Below are 14,905 nucleotides of genomic sequence, written 5' to 3' on the forward strand. Positions count from 1 at the left end.
TTTCTGCTTTCCGGAAGCGTATCGCTCAGATGCGTTCCCAGATCGTCGTGATGCCCTGACCGCCGCCGATACACATCGTCGCCATGCCGTAGCGACCATTGGTACGGATCAGCTCGTGCAGCAGCTTGGTGATGATGACGCCGCCGGTCGCGCCGACCGGGTGGCCCAGCGCGATCGCGCCGCCGTTCGGGTTGGTCTTCTTCGGATCGAGCTCGAGCCCCTTGTTCACCGCGATCGACTGCGCAGCGAAGGCTTCGTTGGATTCGATCACGTCGATCTTGTCCAGCGACAAACCGGCACGCTGCAGAGCGAGCTTGGAGGCCGGGATCGGGCCTTCACCCATCACGTCGTTGGGCACGCCGGCGATCGCGTAGGCGACCAGGCGCGCGATCGGCTTGTGACCGCCAGCGGCAGCCTTGGCAGCGTCGGCCAGCACGAGGAAGGCAGCTGCATCGTTGATGCCGGAGGCGTTACCGGCAGTGACCGAACCGTCCTTCTTGAACGCGGGCTTCATCTTGCCCAGCGCTTCCATGGTGGTCATGCGCGGATGCTCGTCGGTGTCGAACACGACCGGGCCCTTGCGGGTCTCGAAGGTGATCGGAACGATCTGGCTCTTGAAACGGCCTTCGGCGATCGCCGCTGCGGCACGGTTCTGCGACTCGAGCGCGAAGGCGTCCTGATCCTCGCGGCTGATGCTCCACTTGGCGGTCAGGTTCTCGGCGGTTATGCCCATGTGGCCGACGCCGAACGGGTCGGTCAGCACCGAGACCATCGCGTCGATGGCCTTGGCGTCGCCCATGCGGGCACCGTTACGCAGAGCGGGCATCAGATAGGCACCGCGCGACATGACTTCGACACCGCCGCCGATCGCAAAGTCGGCATCGCCGAGCATGATCGCCTGGGCGGAGTTGACGATGGCCTGCTGCGCCGAGCCGCACAGACGGTTAACGGCGAAAGCCACCGAATCCATCGACATACCGCCCTGGATCGTCGCGACGCGCGCGACATAGGCGTAGCGCGATTCGGTCGGGATGCAGTTGCCGACGGTGGCGAAGGTCACCTGCTTCGGATCGACGCCGGCGCGGGCGATCGCTTCCTTGACGACCACACCACCCAGCTCAGCCGGCTCCATGTCCTTCAGCGATCCGCCGAAACCGCCCACGGCCGAACGGACTGCGCTCAAAACCACTACTTCACGATTCGCCATCTGTGCTCCCTCCTGGATGTTAGGCACCAACCCAGCCGGCAATCACCAGCAGGGCCAGCATCAGCAAGCAAAGCACGAGCGCGCGCCAGATCAGGCCCACGGTGCTCTGCATGTAGTCGGCATCGGCTTCTTCGCCGACACCCATTTCCGGTCGTTCGACGATCTCGCCGGATTCATGGACTGGCATGCCGAGGCGCACACCGAGCGCGCCCGCACCTGCCGCGATGAGTATACCGGACGCCCTGTCGGCCCAGAGCATCGCCTGGGTGCGCCAGCAGAACACGGCGTCCTCGAAGTCGCCCACCACCGAGAACGATGCGGCGGTCAGGCGAGCGGGCAGCCAGTCAATCACTTCGAACGCCTTGCGTGCGAAGCGCCCGAACTGGCCGAATTCGGCATCATTGCGCTCGCCCCACTCCTCGCAGAGGAAGCGCGCAAGACGATACAGCAAGGCGCCACTCGGTCCCGGCAGGACGATGAACCAGAAGATCACGCCGAACACGTTGCGGTGGGCGGCGACGAGCCCTTCCTCGATGGCCAGCCGCGCGACCTCGCTGGAACTCGCGCCGACGTACTGGCCACCGCGCCATTCCCCCAGCAGCGAACGCGCGCGATCGAGTTCGCCCATGCGCAGAGCGAGATGGATGTCCGTGAAGAAATGGCTTTCCTGACGGAAGCCCATCGTCAGATAGAGCACCGCTATGTTGAAGACCACCGCCAGCAAAGGATGGACGACCCACAACAGGAAGAAGGCGAGCGCACCGCCCGCGACCACCGAAACGACGAGGAGCAGCCACGCAACCAGGCCGTTGCGGGCCTGCCCGTCGTTGAAGCGTTCGACGAGGACGCCCGACAGGCGATGAAGCGGATCCAGAACGATTTGCCGTACCGGCAACGGCCGTACCTGCTCTAGCAGCAGCGCAACGATCAGCGAAAGAAGCGTCATTCGTATTGCGATTGAGATAAGGGTCCGGGCCCGTAATATCTGGCCACGATACCATAAAAGCACGACGCGATTGTGCAACGCGGAAAGCGTGTTGGCGAAAGCGAAACGACTGCCCTGACAACACTAGACTGACGATTGTTGCAAATGAACGAACAGTGCGTGCCGCCGGTGCCGGTTTATCGGCTAGCGGGAGCTCCATAGACTGCTGCGTGCCGGGCCATGCAGGAATGGCCCACTCGACACGCAATGGAGCCCACATGAGCACGATGCCCACTCTCTTCGTTTCCCACGGAGCGCCCACTTTCGCCCTGGAACCGGGAGAGGCCGGACGCGAACTTGCGGCCCTTGCGCGGGGGATTCCGGCGCCCCGCGCAATCCTCATCGCCTCGCCCCACTGGATGAGTCCGGTCGTGAGCGTGACGGCGAGCGACCGGCCGGAGACGATCCACGATTTCGGCGGATTCCCGGCGCCCTTGTACGACCTGCGCTATCCGGCGCCCGGCGAACCGGCGCTCGCCGCCCGCGCGATCGAGCTGCTCGCCGCCGCGGGCGTGGATGCGCATGCGGACCCGCGTCGCGGGCTGGATCACGGCGCGTGGGTGCCCCTGCTGCACATGTACCCGGATGCCGCCGTGCCGGTCGTGCAGATTTCGATGGCCGGACGCCGCCCGGCGAGCTGGTTCCACACCCTCGGGCGAGCGCTTGCCCCACTGCGCGACGAAGGCGTCCTGATCGTCGGCTCGGGCAGCCTCACGCACAACCTGTACGAATTCACGGGCGCAGCAGCCGGGACGACGCCCTATGTCGGCGCCTTCGCGCAGTGGATCGCCGACACGCTGGCTGCCGGCGACGTCGACGCCCTGCTCGACTACCGGCAGCTCGCGCCCCACGCCGAACGCGCCCACCCGACGGACGAACACCTGATGCCGCTGATGTTCGCCCACGGCGCCGCCGGGGCGCACGCGGGCGCACGACGCCTCGCCGCCGCCGACGTGCGCTACGGCATGCTGGCGATGGACGCCTACGTCTTCGGCGCAAGCTGATCGGAAGCGGGAAGTTCATGCAGCCGGCGGGTTTGCCGGACGATGCTTGCCTGGCCGACGATCCGGGAGTTTAATCGCCTGACATCGACGGCATGATGCCGCACACGACGGGAGGAATCGCCATGGATCGTTTGCTGTTGCTCGCCGGCAGGCTTTCGGGACTTGGCGGGCTCGCCCTCTGCGTGATCGCAGGCGCCGCAAGGGTATCGGGTAATTTCTGGATTTTGGGGTTTCAGGTCGGCACGCTGCTCCAAGCGGGGATTGGCGCACTCGTCGTCGGGTGCTTTCTGCTGCTTTGGGTGCTGACCGGGCGCAACAGCTAGTCGCACCGATCGTCCGGGCGTAGCACTGCCCGCGCCGAGGCCCGCTTCACCATCCCCATTCGCAATAATATAAGATATTGCTTCTATTTGAATGAGGAGATGGCGATGACGATCGGACGCCTGGCCCTGATGGCCGCAATTGCGAGCGCGGCGCTGCCCGCCTTCGCACAGGAACTCGCCCTGATGACCGAGGCACGCGCTGCCGCGACTAGCCTGCCACCGCGGCTCGTGACGGCGCTCAACGACGAAATTGCCAAGAGCGGCCCGGAGGGCGCGATTCCCGTGTGCCGCGACATGGCGCCGAAGATGGCCAAGGAGATTGGCGCGAGCACCGGCTGGCAGTTGAAGCGCGTGACCCTGAAGGCGCGCAATCCCCAGCGCGCGACACCGGACGCATGGGAGCGGGCGACACTGGAGGAGTTCGATCGCCGCGCGGCGGCGGGCGAGAACCCCGCGAAACTGGAGAAGGGCGAGCTGGTCGAACAGGCGGACGGCACGCGCGCGTTCCGCTACGCCAAAGCCCTGCCGACACAGTCCCTGTGCCTGAACTGCCACGGCCCCGAGAACAAGCTCACGCCGGCGGTGAAAGCGCGCCTGACCGAACATTACCCGCAGGATCGTGCGACGGGCTACAGTGAAGGGCAGATCCGCGGAGCCATTGTCGCGACAAAACCGCTGTAAACACGCGAGAAGCACCGGCGGGCGCCGAGGCCCGCCGAAAACCAGGAGCGAAGCAGATGTTGGCAGTGGTGCAGCGCGTGTCGGAAGCGCGCGTGGTGGTGGACGACAGGATTACCGGCGCGATCGGTCATGGCCTGCTGGTACTGGTATGCGCGGAACGCGGCGATCGTCGCGCGGAAGCTGACAAGCTGTTGGGCAAGATCCTGAAGTTGCGGATCTTTTCCGACGAGGCCGGCAAGATGAACCGCTCGGTGCAGGACGTGCAGGGCGGGCTGCTGATCGTCAGCCAGTTCACCCTTGCGGCCGACACCACGGGCGGAAACCGGCCGAGCTTCACCAACGCGGCGGCGCCGGACGAAGGGCGCGCGCTGTACGAGCATTTCGTCGCCGAGGCGCGCAAGGCCCACGAGCAGATCGGGACCGGCGAATTCGCGGCGGAGATGCAGGTCCACCTCGTCAATGACGGTCCGGTCACCATCCCGATGCGCGTCGCGCCGGCAACCTGAACCCTGCGGCCGTGCCCGGCCGCACAGCCGCGACACGAAGCCCCCCCTCTTGCCATCCTCCACGCCACTCGCGTGTTACCCGCAGGAAGCGCTCATGAACGCCCTCACGATTACCCTCCCCGCCTTCCTTATCGCCGCATTGCTTGCGGGTTGCGCGCAGACGCCGCCCGCAGCGCGCCCCGTCGCATACGCCTGCGATGCGGGCAAGGGTTTTTCGGTGACCTACCATCCGTGGGGCGACGCGACGATCGACATCGAGAGGATGCGCTTCTCACTGATGCGAGAGGCCGCCGACGGCAGCGGCGAACGTTACGCATGCGGAGCCCTGACGCTGTGGCGCAGCGGCGATACGGCGCGCGTGGACATGCAGGGGGCCGGCGTGTACGAAAACTGTCGCCCAGGCGAATGAACTTCGCAGCGCCAACGCGTTAAGATTGACGATCAACCGGCGGAGACTTGGATCATGTTCTACGGCGTAACCGACCTGGCGACCTTTATCCTCGGCACGATCTTCATCGTTCTGCTGCCGGGGCCAAACTCGCTGTACGTGATGTCGGTCGCCTCGCGCCTGGGCGTTGCGGCAGGCTATCGCGGCGCGTGCGGCATCTTCCTCGGCGACACCGTGCTGATGGTTCTCTCCGCGACCGGCGTCGCATCCCTGCTGCAGACGACTCCCGCGCTGTTCATGGTGCTGAAGTACGCCGGGGCCGCCTACCTCGCGTGGATGGGGATCGCGCTGCTGCGTTCGGCAATTTCCGGCTGGCGCGACAAGGCGGCCGGCACGGCGGCAGCCGAGCAGGCGCCGACCGATGCTACGCGCCCCTTCCGCACCGCGCTGGTGATCAGCCTGATGAACCCGAAGGCGATCCTGTTCTTCGTGTCATTCTTCATCCAGTTCGTCGATCCGGGCTACGCCTACCCCGCGCTGTCGTTCGCGATCCTCGGTACGATCGTGCAGGTGTGCAGTGCGATCTACCTGTCGGCGCTGATTTTCGGCGGTGCGCACCTCGCGGCGCAGTTCCGCCGCCGCAGGCGCCTGTCCGCGGCGGCGACCGGCGGGGTCGGCGGGCTGTTCATCGGCTTCGGCGCGAAACTGGCGAACGCGACGCTCGGCTGAGGCCCGCCGGGAGTGGCACGGCTCGCCCGTGCTATTCATCCGGAATCTGCCATTCCGCCAACGAGCGTGAGGCGTTGCACGGCGGCCATAACCGGTTCACGGTAGTTTCGGGCTCATCGCAACGCCACTCCACCCAGGATCCCGCCATGAACGTCGTCATTGTCGACGACACCCCGACCAACCTCGAGTTGATGCGCATGCTCATCGAGCGACTGGACGGCTGCCAGCCCATCCCTTTCGCGGATTCGGGCTCAGGGCTCGACTGGTGTCTCGAGAACGACCCCGACCTGGTCATCGTCGATTACCTGATGCCGAAACTCGACGGCCTGGAGTTCATCCGCCACGTACGGCGCGAACCGCGGCACGACAGTTTGCCGATCCTGATGGTGACCGCGGACCATGAGAAGAGCGTCCGGTACGCGGCACTCGACGAAGGCGGCGTGGATTTCCTCAACAAACCCGTCGACCGCATGGAGTTCCTTGCGCGCGTCAGGAACATGCTCGCGCTGCGGCGCAGCCAGCGGGCCCTGGCCGACCGCGCAACGTGGCTGGCCGAGGAAGTACGGCGCGCCGTCGCGGAGATTCACGACCGGGAGCGCGAGACCATCGTGCGGCTGGCACGCGCGGCGGAGTGCCGCGATCCGGAGACGGGCACCCACATCCTGCGCATGGCCCATTATGCGCAGCTCATTGCGGCGCAGATGGGCCTTCCGCCGGATTTCGCCGACATGCTGCTGCATGCGGCACCGATGCATGACGTGGGCAAGCTCGGAACCCCCGACCACATCCTGCTCAAACCCGGCCGGCACAGCCCGGAAGAGTTCGAGATCATGAAGCAGCACACGCAGATCGGGTACGAGATCCTGCGCGAAAGCAGCTCGCATGCGATCCAGATGGCCGCCTCGATCGCGCTGCATCACCACGAGAAGTTCGACGGCTCGGGCTACCCCCGGGGCCTCGCCAGGGATGCAATCCCTGTCGAAGGCAGGATCGTCGCGGTGGCCGACGTGTTCGACGCGCTGACCTCGGCGCGCCCGTACAAGCGCGCGTGGTCGCTCGACGAGGCGCGCGACTATCTGTGCGAGAACCGGGGTGCGCATTTCGACCCCGTGTGCGTGGATGCCTTCCTCGCCGTCTGGAACGAGGTGCTCGAGATCCGCGAGCGCTTCGAGGACGAGGAAGAAACTTCCGCGGCCCCGGAACCGGACAATGAAAAGTGAACCGCTGTTCGACCTTCGTTCGACGCTAGACAACCTCGGCAACGATGTCGAGATCCTGCGGGTCGTTGCCGCGACCTTCGTCGAGGATGCGCCGCGCCTGCTTGCCGACCTTCGCACCGCCCTCGCCGACCGCGACGTTCCGATGGTGATCCGGGCCGGCCACAGTCTCAAGGGGTCGGCGGAAAACTTTGGTGCCGCAGCGCTGATTCGTGCCGTGGGAGCCTTGGAGGAAGCGGCGAGGACGAACGACTACACGTCGGCAATCGGGCGGCTGGACGAGGTCGATCGACTCCTCGCCCGATTGCGCGCAGAGCTGCAGGCCTTGTAGGGGCGCCTCAGCCTGTCCAGTTCTGCAGCAGGACGCTCAGGTCACCCTTGGGTGCTCTGCGATGCTCGATCGCGCGCTTGAGCAATTCACTCAACGCCTGGCGGCGGATGGGTTTGGAGATGTAGTCGTCCATTCCGGCGGCAAGGCAGCGTTCGCGGTCTCCGTGCATCGCGTGGGCAGTCATTGCAGCGATGTAGCACTGCCGCTGGCCCTCGCCGACGGCCCAGCTCCGGCTTGCTTCGCGTGCGCGGATCTTCCCGGTGGCTTCCATGCCGTCGATGAGTGGCATCTGCAGGTCCATCAGGATGAGGTCGAACGGCTGCTGCTCGAACCAGTCGAGCGCCTCGGCTCCGTTGTTCGCAACGGTGACTCGGTGCCCTGCCCTGGTCAGCAACTGCACGGCAAGTGTCTGGTTGACGGGCGTGTCCTCGACCAGCAGTACATTGAGCGCGTCGGACGCATCGAGCGCCATCGCCGCGGCTTCATCGACGGCGAACCGCTCCAGTTCCAGCCGCTGCAGGTCCGCGACGTCGAATGCCGCGCGCAGGGCGTCGAACAGGTTGTCCTCGAACACCGGCTTGACGAGATGGGTTCGCGACGGCACCGCGCCGCTGCGTGCGAGTTCCTGTCGCTGTGCGTGGTTTGCCAGCAACAACAGGACGTTGTCGAACGCCTGTGCGAGCGCGAGCCCGCCCGGCGGCGGCATGCCGCCATCGGCAAGGAGGATGTCGTACGGACGACCCGCACTGGCGCGCTCGGCAACGAGGGACGGGACGCGGGCCACATCGTCGGTCGTGTCGACCTCCAGCCCGAGCCGCTGCAGCATGCGTGCGATGAGCGCGAGGGCGTGGGGACAATCGTCGATGACCAGTGCCGTGCGGCCTTTCAGCCATGCGGGCAGCTCGAACGACGGTGCGGCAGCATTGGGATCGGCGGCCACACGGGACGTGAAGTAGAAGGTGCTGCCCCCGCCCGGCTCGCTTTCGAGCCAAATCTGGCCGTCCATCAGCTTGACGAGCCGGTTCGTGATCGCGAGGCCGAGGCCCGTGCCACCGAAGCGCCGCGCCGTAGACGGGTCGCCCTGCATGAAGGCGTCGAAGATCTGTTCGTGGAGTTCCGGCGCGATACCGACGCCGGTGTCGCGGACGACGAACTGCAGGTAAAGGGACATGCCGCTGTGCCGCAGCTTGCTGACTTCCACGGCGACTTCACCCCGTTCGGTAAACTTGATCGCATTGCCGACGAGATTGGAGAGAATCTGGCGCAAGCGCGTCGGGTCGCCGTACAGCCGATCGGGAACGTCGGGCGCGACGTCGAGCAGCATCTCCAGCCCCTTGCGATGGGCCGAAACCGCGAGCCCGCGGATGGTGTCGCCCAGGACATTGCGCAGCGGAAACACGACGGATTCGAGTTCGAGACGGCCGGCTTCGATCTTGGAGAGGTCCAGGACGTCGTCGATGATCGTGAGCAGGGCGTCGGCGGACGATTTGACGGTCTCCAGATAGCCGCGCTGCACGTCGTCGAGTGCCGTATCGAGCACGAGCTCGGTCATGCCGACGACCGCATTCATCGGCGTGCGGATCTCGTGACTCATGTTCGCGAGAAAGGCTCCACGCGCGCGGTTGGCCGTTTCAGCCTCCTCCTTCGCGCGCAGGAGGGCTGCCTCCGACCGCTTCTGCTCGGTGATGTCGCGGTGCAGGACGAGAAGCCGCGTGGGCTTGCCTTCGCCATCCCGCGCTGTGACGCGGCAGCGCAGAAGCCACCAGCGCCACCCGTCGTCCTGATCCAGCATGCGGTGCTCGATCTCCATCAGCGGTGCTCGCCGCTGCAGCACGGTGTTGAGCCGCTCGCCCACCATGGTGCGATCGTCCGGGAGGATCCAGGCGTGCCAGTCCTCGATGCAGCGCACCGGTGCTCCGTCGATGATGCCGAAACGCCTCTGCCAGGCCGACGATTGCTTGATCTTGCGCGAGACGAGATCCCACTCGCACAGCACGTCGCCGGTCAGGTCGAGGCAATCCACGAGACGCCGCGCCTTCTCGGCCCGCCGTTCGACCTCGGCGTGCCGATTGTAGGTATCCTCGATCTCGACCAACAGGTTGACGAAGTTCGCCGCAAGGTCGGAAAGACCGGCCGACTGCAGCGCATCCAGCACGCCCTTGAGGGGGGCCTCCTCGCTGGCGCCAAATGCGGCGGCAATCTGGCGGTTCAGAAGAGCAGATGTCATCGGTATGGTCAGCCTCTGCGCAACGAACAGGTGACCCCGCCGGTCGCCAGCGGGGTGATGCCGATTGTATTAGCGCCGGCCCCGCTATCGTGTGCAGAAATACCGCGCCCGGGCCGCGGCGCGGATACGACTCAGACCACTAGTTCTGCTGCGGCTCGGTCTTGCGCGGTCGGCGGCCGCGAGGCGCGGTCTTGCGGGCTGGCTTGGCCGCGCCCTCGTCCCCGGTGGCGATCTCTTTCGCGGGCGCCGGCTCGGCCGCAGCCGTAGCAGGTTGCGCCGCGTCCGGACTTGCTGCTTCCGGCTTCGCAGGCTCGGTCTTCGCGGCCGAGGTCTTGCCGCGACGCGAACGACGCGCGCCCACCTTGGCAACCTCTGCTGGCGACACTTCGGTCTGCTCCGCTTCCGGTGCAGCGCTTACAGGCGCGGGACTGATCACAATCTGCGACTCGGGCTGTGCCGGCACGCTTGCCGAGGATTCCGCCTCGACTGCCTTCGGCGCCTCCGCCCTGGCTCCTTCGGCCGCGCTTTCGGCCTTCTTGCCGGCGGTCTTGCGTCCGCCACGCTTGCGGCGGGATTCGTGCCGGCCCGAAGGCTCTTCGCCCGCCGGGCGTTCCTCCGCCGTCGCGGACGCGGATTCGGCATGCGCCGGTTCTCCGCCTGCGGGCACGGCCTCGAATGCGGCCCCCTGCTCCATGGCCGCGGACGCCTCGGCGCCCCCTTCCGCCGCTGCCGCGCGGTTGCCGCGATAGACATAGGCGCCCGATTTCTCGTCGCGGCCGAACTCGAGCAGGCCGCGCGCCTGGGCTTCCTCGAGCAGGTTGCCGAAGGCGCGGAAGCCGTAGTACGACTCGTTGAAGTCGGGCTTGCGGCGCTTGATGGCCTCCTTCAGCATCGACGCCCAGATGCGGACGCCGCTGTCGCCGCGTTCGGCCACCAGCGCGTCGAAGGTCTCGACGGCGATGTTGATGGCCTTGCGCTTGCGCGCCTCGACCTCATCCTTGCGGTGCTTTTCCTCTTCGGGCGAACGCTTCGTCGTAGGCTGGGTTTCGCGCGTTTCGCGCTTGGCCGCGCGCTGGCTCTCGCGCACGAGGTCGTCGTAGAAGATGAATTCGTCGCAGTTGGCGATCAGCAGGTCGGAGGTCGATTGCTTCACGCCGACGCCGATGACCTGCTTGGCGTTCTCGCGCAGCTTGGACACCAGCGGGGAGAAATCGGAGTCGCCGCTGATGATGACGAAGGTGTCGACGTGCGATTTCGTGTAGCACAGGTCGAGCGCATCGACGACGAGGCGGATATCGGCGGAGTTCTTGCCCGACTGGCGTACGTGCGGGATCTCGATCAGCTCGAAGTTGGCCTCGTGCATCACGGCCTTGAAGCCCTTGTAGCGCTCCCAGTCGCAGTAGGCTTTCTTGACGACGATGCTGCCCTTGAGCAGCAGGCGTTCGAGCACCGGCTTGATGTCGAATTTTTCGTATTTCGCGTCGCGCACGCCGAGCGCGACGTTTTCGAAATCGCAGAACACCGCCATGCTGACGTTGTCATGGGCTGAAGCCATAAGGTTCTCCGGTGGTGTATCGGGCGCGGGCGCGGGGACCGCATAAGGCGCACATGATAGCGATTCCTGCAGCGGCGATGCACGTCACATGCCGCGGCCCGCGCCACCCTTGCCGCCGCTGTCGCCATCCTCGCGCACCAGCCGCCATGCAAACCACATTCCGAGCAGCGCGTTCGCGAGGGCGAGGCCAGCGACCACGGCAAGGCCGAGGGTGTTGAGGGGATAAGTGCGCAGGATCCACGCGAACACCGACGACAGGACGTTGAACGCGATCATCACCCAGAAGGCCGGATTGCGCGGCAGGAACAGGCGGGAGAGCTTCACGGCCGCCCCTTTAGACGACACGGTCGGGGGGCGTGCAGCCGGCAAAGAAGGCCTCGACATTCTCGAGCACGCGCATCCCCATGCCGACGCGCGTCTCGCGCGTGGCGCTGCCGAGGTGCGGCAAAAGGATGACGTTTTCGAGTGTGAGCAGGCCCTCGCTGACCTTGGGCTCGGCTTCGAACACGTCCAGCCCGGCGCCGGCGATCATGCCGTTGCGCAGCGCATCGACCAGAGCGGCCTCATCGACCACTTCGCCGCGCGCGGTGTTGATCAGGAAGGCGTCGTGGCCCATCAGCGCGAGGCGTTCGCGGTTGATCAGGTGGCGCGTCGCCGCGCCGCCCGGGCAATGCAGGGAGACGAAATCCGCCTCGACCAGGACTTCCTCGACCGAGTCGCACTGCCGCGCGTCGAGCCCCGCGAGCGTTTCCGCCGCCACGCGGCTGCGGTTGAAGAACACGATCTTCATGCCGAAGCCGTGCTGCGCGCGCATCGCGACCGCACGGGCGATGCGGCCCATGCCGATGAGGCCGAGCGTCTTGCCGCTCACCTTCGCGCCGATCATGTGCGTCGGGCGCCAGCCGGTCCAGTTGCCGCTGCGCACTTCGCGTTCGCCCTCCCCCGCACGCCGGGCGACCATCAGCATCAGCGTGATCGCGAGGTCGGCGGTGCAGTCGGTGAGGACGTCGGGGGTGTTCGTCACCGCGATCCCGCGGGCCCTGGCGGTGTCGATGTCGATGTGGCTGTAGCCGACGCCGTAGTTGGCGATCAGCCTGGCGCTCGGGGCCGTGCCGAGCGCGTCGGCGTCGATGCGGTCGGACACGGTGGCGAGCAGCGCGTCGCACGAGGCCAGCGCCGTGCGCATCTCTTCGCGCGTGAAAGGGTGATCGTCGGCATTGAGGCGCACGTCGAAGCGCTCGGCGAGCGCGCGCTCGACCTCGGCGGGCCAGCGGCGGGTAACGATGAGTCGGGGTCGGGTCATGTTGTTCATCCTGCGCGTTGTTCGCTGTGATCTCGGAACGATACCCGCAGGTCGCGTCCAAGGGGATCGGGCTCAACCCCAACGACACGGTCTTTCGTCCCCATGCGAGCACTCGCGGGAAACCTCCGACCCGCACGAGCACTCCAAAGGATGCGATCCACTGCGGATCGCCGCAGCGCACGGGAGTCCGCCACTTGAGCATCCTGCCCCCGATCTCGCCGCTCGGCCTCTCCGGCACGAGCGCCCTTCGTCCCGTTTCGACGAATTTCGCCGCGACGGCGGCCAGTTTGTCGCTGTTCTCGGGCTCTTCGACGATCGTCGATCTCTCGAGTTTCGGCCAGCTCCTGTCTGCCGTCGCGAACTTCGAAAACCGCCTCTCCGTGCTGCGCCCCGGATCGTCGAACAGCGGTATCGGGCAAAATTTCGGCACCGACTTCGGTAGTCTGGCGGCGGAAACGCAGTATTTCGTGGACAGCTTCAACAACCTGCAGGGCAGCCTCGGCGAACTGAACTTCCCGTTCGGCACCGTCCCGGCTTCCTCACCCGCGGCGCAACTGTCCGGGGATCTGCAGGCACGTGTAGACGAGGCTTTCGACAACGGCGAATCGGCATTCACGCAGTTGTCCGACCTCGGGATCGAATTGCGGCCATCGCTGCTTCCCGGCGTCGGGGGCGGCCTGAGCATCGACATGGAGGCGCTGCGCTCTGCCTTCGAGGCCGATCCCGAAGGCAGCTTCTCCCTGCTCGCGCGGGCGGCCGACGCATTCGCCACACTGGCGACGGAGTTTACGGCGTCGAGCGACGGCACGACCTCGCTGCTCGCGGCACAGCTCCAGTTCTCGTCCCTGCAGTTGACGCTCGGCCTGTTCGACGGCAGCAACGATGCCTCGCAAAGCGGCTTCCAGAACCTCAACGACCTCCTCACCCTCGCCTCGCTCGGCAACGGCGGACCGGAATCCCAGGCGCGCGTCGTAGCCGCGCTCAATGAATTCTCGCTCGTCTCATCGCTGCTGCGCTGATCGGCGACATGGCAGCGCAACATACCCAGAGCATCGCACTTCCAGCGCAACGCAATGATTATTATTGTCTATTTAACGCAGTGATCAGGATATAAAAATATTTTGGAGTGGAACATGTTGCATCGCACAAGCTCTTCCAATAGAGTCTGAACCGTCTCCTCCACCCTCCTCCTTTGGTGTGGATTTAGCCCGAGCCCGCAAACGCGCTCGGGCTTTTTTCTTTTCCGGCGTCCCTCGGCGATTTCGCGCCCCGGATGCGTTGCGCCGGCACTGCATAGGGAATTCTGATCGCCCGATAAAAACATTTGTACGGCAAACTTATTGCGTCGCAACATACGGTACCGTATGCTTTGAACCGTCTCCTCCACCCTCCTCCTTTGGTGTGGATTTAAGCCCGAGCCTCAACCGCTCGGGCTTTTTCTTTTTCTGCGCCCGCAGTGGCCTCAGGTCGCCTCAGGCCGTTCGCTGCGGCGCATTCAGCAGGGCCCAGATCTTGTCCACCATGGGGTTGCTGTTGTCCGCAGCACGATGCAGGCGGACCTCCAGCGAGCAGCTCCACTGCGCGGGACCGGCCTCCACCAGGCGCCCTTCCGTGAGTTCGCGGCCCACGCAACTCTCGGGCAGCCAGCCGAGCCCGTGCCCTTCGAGCACCATCGCCTTCAGCGCCTCCGACATGTGGGTGTCGAACGAGCGGTCGAAATGGCAGCGCTCGTTCGCGCCGAGCAGGATCATCTCGACAACGTGCCCGAGGTAGGTGCCTGACGAGTACGCGAGAAAGGGCACGACCGCCTCGGCCCGCCCGGGCAGCTTGTAGCGCGGCCGGCCGTCCGCGCGCGGCGCCGACAGGGGCAGCATGCGGTCGGTGGCGAGCGCGATGTAGGGAAAACGCACCGGGTCGAGCAGCATCGGCAGCTGCGGATGGTGATAGGCGATGAGGAGATCGGTGGCGCCTTCGATCAGCGCGCTCGCTCCTTCCGGCACATTCACCGCACCGACGCGCGCGACGACGTTGCCCAGCGCTTCCTTGAGCTGCCCAAGCCAGCGCGGGAAGAAGGTGAGCGACAGCGTGTGCGCGACCGAGAAACGCACGGTATCGACGTTTCCGGGCGACTGCCCGCGCAGCACGGTGCGCATGTCGTAGGTACGCCGCAGGATGTCCGCCGCAAAGCCGCGGAAGATCCGGCCTGCGGCCGTGAGGTGCACGCCCTGCGCGCGGCGATCGATCAGTTCGACGCCGAGCCAGTCTTCCAGCGCCTGGATGTGGCGGCTGAAGGTCGGCTGGGAGACGTTGCGGCGTTCGGCGGCGCGCGAGAACGCGCGTGCGTCGGTGAGCGTCAGGAAGTCCTCGATCCACTTTATCTGCATGTTCCACGCTCCTGCGGTGTTCGTCCGGCGGCATCCGCGAGTCGCCACCGCGCGCCCCCTATTCG

Annotated in this window: 16 protein-coding genes; 9 read left to right on the forward strand and 7 right to left on the reverse strand. The window is 66.0% G+C overall.

Going from position 1 to position 14,905, the window contains the following annotated elements:
• Positions 1-25: 25 nt before the first annotated feature.
• On the reverse strand, positions 26-1,207 hold the full coding sequence (locus AzCIB_RS14565; protein WP_050416560.1) for an acetyl-CoA C-acyltransferase family protein: 1,182 nt from the start codon (positions 1,205-1,207) through the stop codon (positions 26-28).
• A gap of 19 nt (positions 1,208-1,226) precedes the next feature.
• Positions 1,227-2,153 carry a CobD/CbiB family protein gene (locus AzCIB_RS14570; RefSeq protein ID WP_050416561.1) on the reverse strand — a complete coding sequence of 309 codons (927 nt, stop codon included), beginning with the start codon at positions 2,151-2,153 and terminating at the stop codon, positions 1,227-1,229.
• 257 nt (positions 2,154-2,410) lie between these two features.
• Here AzCIB_RS14570 and AzCIB_RS14575 point away from each other — a divergent pair, with 257 nt between their 5' ends.
• The 8 genes from AzCIB_RS14575 (at position 2,411) to AzCIB_RS14610 (ending at position 7,371) form a co-directional block, all read left to right on the forward strand.
• A complete protein-coding gene (locus AzCIB_RS14575; protein WP_050416562.1) occupies positions 2,411-3,196 on the forward strand; it encodes a DODA-type extradiol aromatic ring-opening family dioxygenase in 786 nt (261 codons plus the stop codon).
• Between the two features lie 122 nt (positions 3,197-3,318).
• Positions 3,319-3,519, forward strand: a complete 201-nt coding sequence (locus tag AzCIB_RS14580) for a hypothetical protein (RefSeq protein ID WP_050416563.1) — start codon at positions 3,319-3,321, stop codon at positions 3,517-3,519.
• A 105-nt stretch (positions 3,520-3,624) separates the two neighbouring features.
• On the forward strand, positions 3,625-4,200 hold the full coding sequence (locus tag AzCIB_RS14585; protein WP_050416564.1) for a Tll0287-like domain-containing protein: 576 nt from the start codon (positions 3,625-3,627) through the stop codon (positions 4,198-4,200).
• A gap of 56 nt (positions 4,201-4,256) precedes the next feature.
• Complete coding sequence (gene dtd, locus AzCIB_RS14590) at positions 4,257-4,706, forward strand: D-aminoacyl-tRNA deacylase (protein WP_050416565.1); 450 nt, start codon at positions 4,257-4,259, stop codon at positions 4,704-4,706.
• A 94-nt stretch (positions 4,707-4,800) separates the two neighbouring features.
• Positions 4,801-5,115 (forward strand): MliC family protein, encoded by a 315-nt coding sequence (locus tag AzCIB_RS14595; RefSeq protein ID WP_050416566.1) that lies wholly within the window; start codon positions 4,801-4,803, stop codon positions 5,113-5,115.
• Positions 5,116-5,169: 54 nt separating this feature from the next.
• Complete coding sequence (gene leuE, locus AzCIB_RS14600) at positions 5,170-5,823, forward strand: leucine efflux protein LeuE (RefSeq protein ID WP_050416567.1); 654 nt, start codon at positions 5,170-5,172, stop codon at positions 5,821-5,823.
• A gap of 146 nt (positions 5,824-5,969) precedes the next feature.
• Positions 5,970-7,043, forward strand: a complete 1,074-nt coding sequence (locus tag AzCIB_RS14605) for an HD domain-containing phosphohydrolase (protein WP_050416568.1) — start codon at positions 5,970-5,972, stop codon at positions 7,041-7,043.
• The gene (locus AzCIB_RS14610) at positions 7,033-7,371 is read left to right on the forward strand and encodes an Hpt domain-containing protein (RefSeq protein ID WP_050416569.1); all 339 of its coding nucleotides are present in this window, start codon (positions 7,033-7,035) and stop codon (positions 7,369-7,371) included. The genes AzCIB_RS14605 and AzCIB_RS14610 overlap by 11 nt, the downstream gene beginning before the upstream one ends.
• A gap of 7 nt (positions 7,372-7,378) precedes the next feature.
• Here AzCIB_RS14610 and AzCIB_RS14615 read toward each other — a convergent pair whose 3' ends face one another.
• From AzCIB_RS14615 to AzCIB_RS14630, 4 genes are all read right to left on the reverse strand, one after another.
• Positions 7,379-9,598, reverse strand: a complete 2,220-nt coding sequence (locus AzCIB_RS14615) for a response regulator (protein ID WP_050416570.1) — start codon at positions 9,596-9,598, stop codon at positions 7,379-7,381.
• A 139-nt stretch (positions 9,599-9,737) separates the two neighbouring features.
• Complete coding sequence (locus tag AzCIB_RS14620) at positions 9,738-11,153, reverse strand: NYN domain-containing protein (RefSeq protein ID WP_050416571.1); 1,416 nt, start codon at positions 11,151-11,153, stop codon at positions 9,738-9,740.
• Between the two features lie 84 nt (positions 11,154-11,237).
• On the reverse strand, positions 11,238-11,477 hold the full coding sequence (locus tag AzCIB_RS14625; RefSeq protein WP_050416572.1) for a hypothetical protein: 240 nt from the start codon (positions 11,475-11,477) through the stop codon (positions 11,238-11,240).
• Positions 11,478-11,487: 10 nt separating this feature from the next.
• Positions 11,488-12,456: a 2-hydroxyacid dehydrogenase gene (locus AzCIB_RS14630; protein WP_050418383.1), complete on the reverse strand. Its 969-nt coding sequence runs from the start codon at positions 12,454-12,456 to the stop codon at positions 11,488-11,490.
• A 194-nt stretch (positions 12,457-12,650) separates the two neighbouring features.
• Here AzCIB_RS14630 and AzCIB_RS14635 point away from each other — a divergent pair, with 194 nt between their 5' ends.
• Complete coding sequence (locus tag AzCIB_RS14635; protein ID WP_050416573.1) at positions 12,651-13,475, forward strand: hypothetical protein; 825 nt, start codon at positions 12,651-12,653, stop codon at positions 13,473-13,475.
• A 453-nt stretch (positions 13,476-13,928) separates the two neighbouring features.
• On the opposite strand, the gene AzCIB_RS14640 is transcribed toward AzCIB_RS14635, so the two are convergent.
• Positions 13,929-14,840 (reverse strand): LysR family transcriptional regulator, encoded by a 912-nt coding sequence (locus tag AzCIB_RS14640; RefSeq protein ID WP_050416574.1) that lies wholly within the window; start codon positions 14,838-14,840, stop codon positions 13,929-13,931.
• Between the last annotated feature and the right edge of the window lie 65 nt (positions 14,841-14,905).

The sequence above is a fragment of the Azoarcus sp. CIB genome, from assembly GCF_001190925.1.
GTDB lineage: Bacteria > Pseudomonadota > Gammaproteobacteria > Burkholderiales > Rhodocyclaceae > Aromatoleum.

Bases quoted from the DNA above. Each gene is read 5' to 3' on its own strand.
- AzCIB_RS14565 (WP_050416560.1), bottom strand. From the start codon at position 1,207: ATGGCGAATCGTGAAGTAGTGGTTTTGAGCGCAGTCCGTTCGGCCGTG.
- AzCIB_RS14570 (WP_050416561.1), bottom strand. From the start codon at position 2,153: ATGACGCTTCTTTCGCTGATCGTTGCGCTGCTGCTAGAGCAGGTACGG.
- AzCIB_RS14575 (WP_050416562.1), top strand. From the start codon at position 2,411: ATGAGCACGATGCCCACTCTCTTCGTTTCCCACGGAGCGCCCACTTTC.
- AzCIB_RS14580 (WP_050416563.1), top strand. From the start codon at position 3,319: ATGGATCGTTTGCTGTTGCTCGCCGGCAGGCTTTCGGGACTTGGCGGG.
- AzCIB_RS14585 (WP_050416564.1), top strand. From the start codon at position 3,625: ATGACGATCGGACGCCTGGCCCTGATGGCCGCAATTGCGAGCGCGGCG.
- dtd (WP_050416565.1), top strand. From the start codon at position 4,257: ATGTTGGCAGTGGTGCAGCGCGTGTCGGAAGCGCGCGTGGTGGTGGAC.
- AzCIB_RS14595 (WP_050416566.1), top strand. From the start codon at position 4,801: ATGAACGCCCTCACGATTACCCTCCCCGCCTTCCTTATCGCCGCATTG.
- leuE (WP_050416567.1), top strand. From the start codon at position 5,170: ATGTTCTACGGCGTAACCGACCTGGCGACCTTTATCCTCGGCACGATC.
- AzCIB_RS14605 (WP_050416568.1), top strand. From the start codon at position 5,970: ATGAACGTCGTCATTGTCGACGACACCCCGACCAACCTCGAGTTGATG.
- AzCIB_RS14610 (WP_050416569.1), top strand. From the start codon at position 7,033: ATGAAAAGTGAACCGCTGTTCGACCTTCGTTCGACGCTAGACAACCTC.
- AzCIB_RS14615 (WP_050416570.1), bottom strand. From the start codon at position 9,598: ATGACATCTGCTCTTCTGAACCGCCAGATTGCCGCCGCATTTGGCGCC.
- AzCIB_RS14620 (WP_050416571.1), bottom strand. From the start codon at position 11,153: ATGGCTTCAGCCCATGACAACGTCAGCATGGCGGTGTTCTGCGATTTC.
- AzCIB_RS14630 (WP_050418383.1), bottom strand. From the start codon at position 12,456: ATGACCCGACCCCGACTCATCGTTACCCGCCGCTGGCCCGCCGAGGTC.
- AzCIB_RS14640 (WP_050416574.1), bottom strand. From the start codon at position 14,840: ATGCAGATAAAGTGGATCGAGGACTTCCTGACGCTCACCGACGCACGC.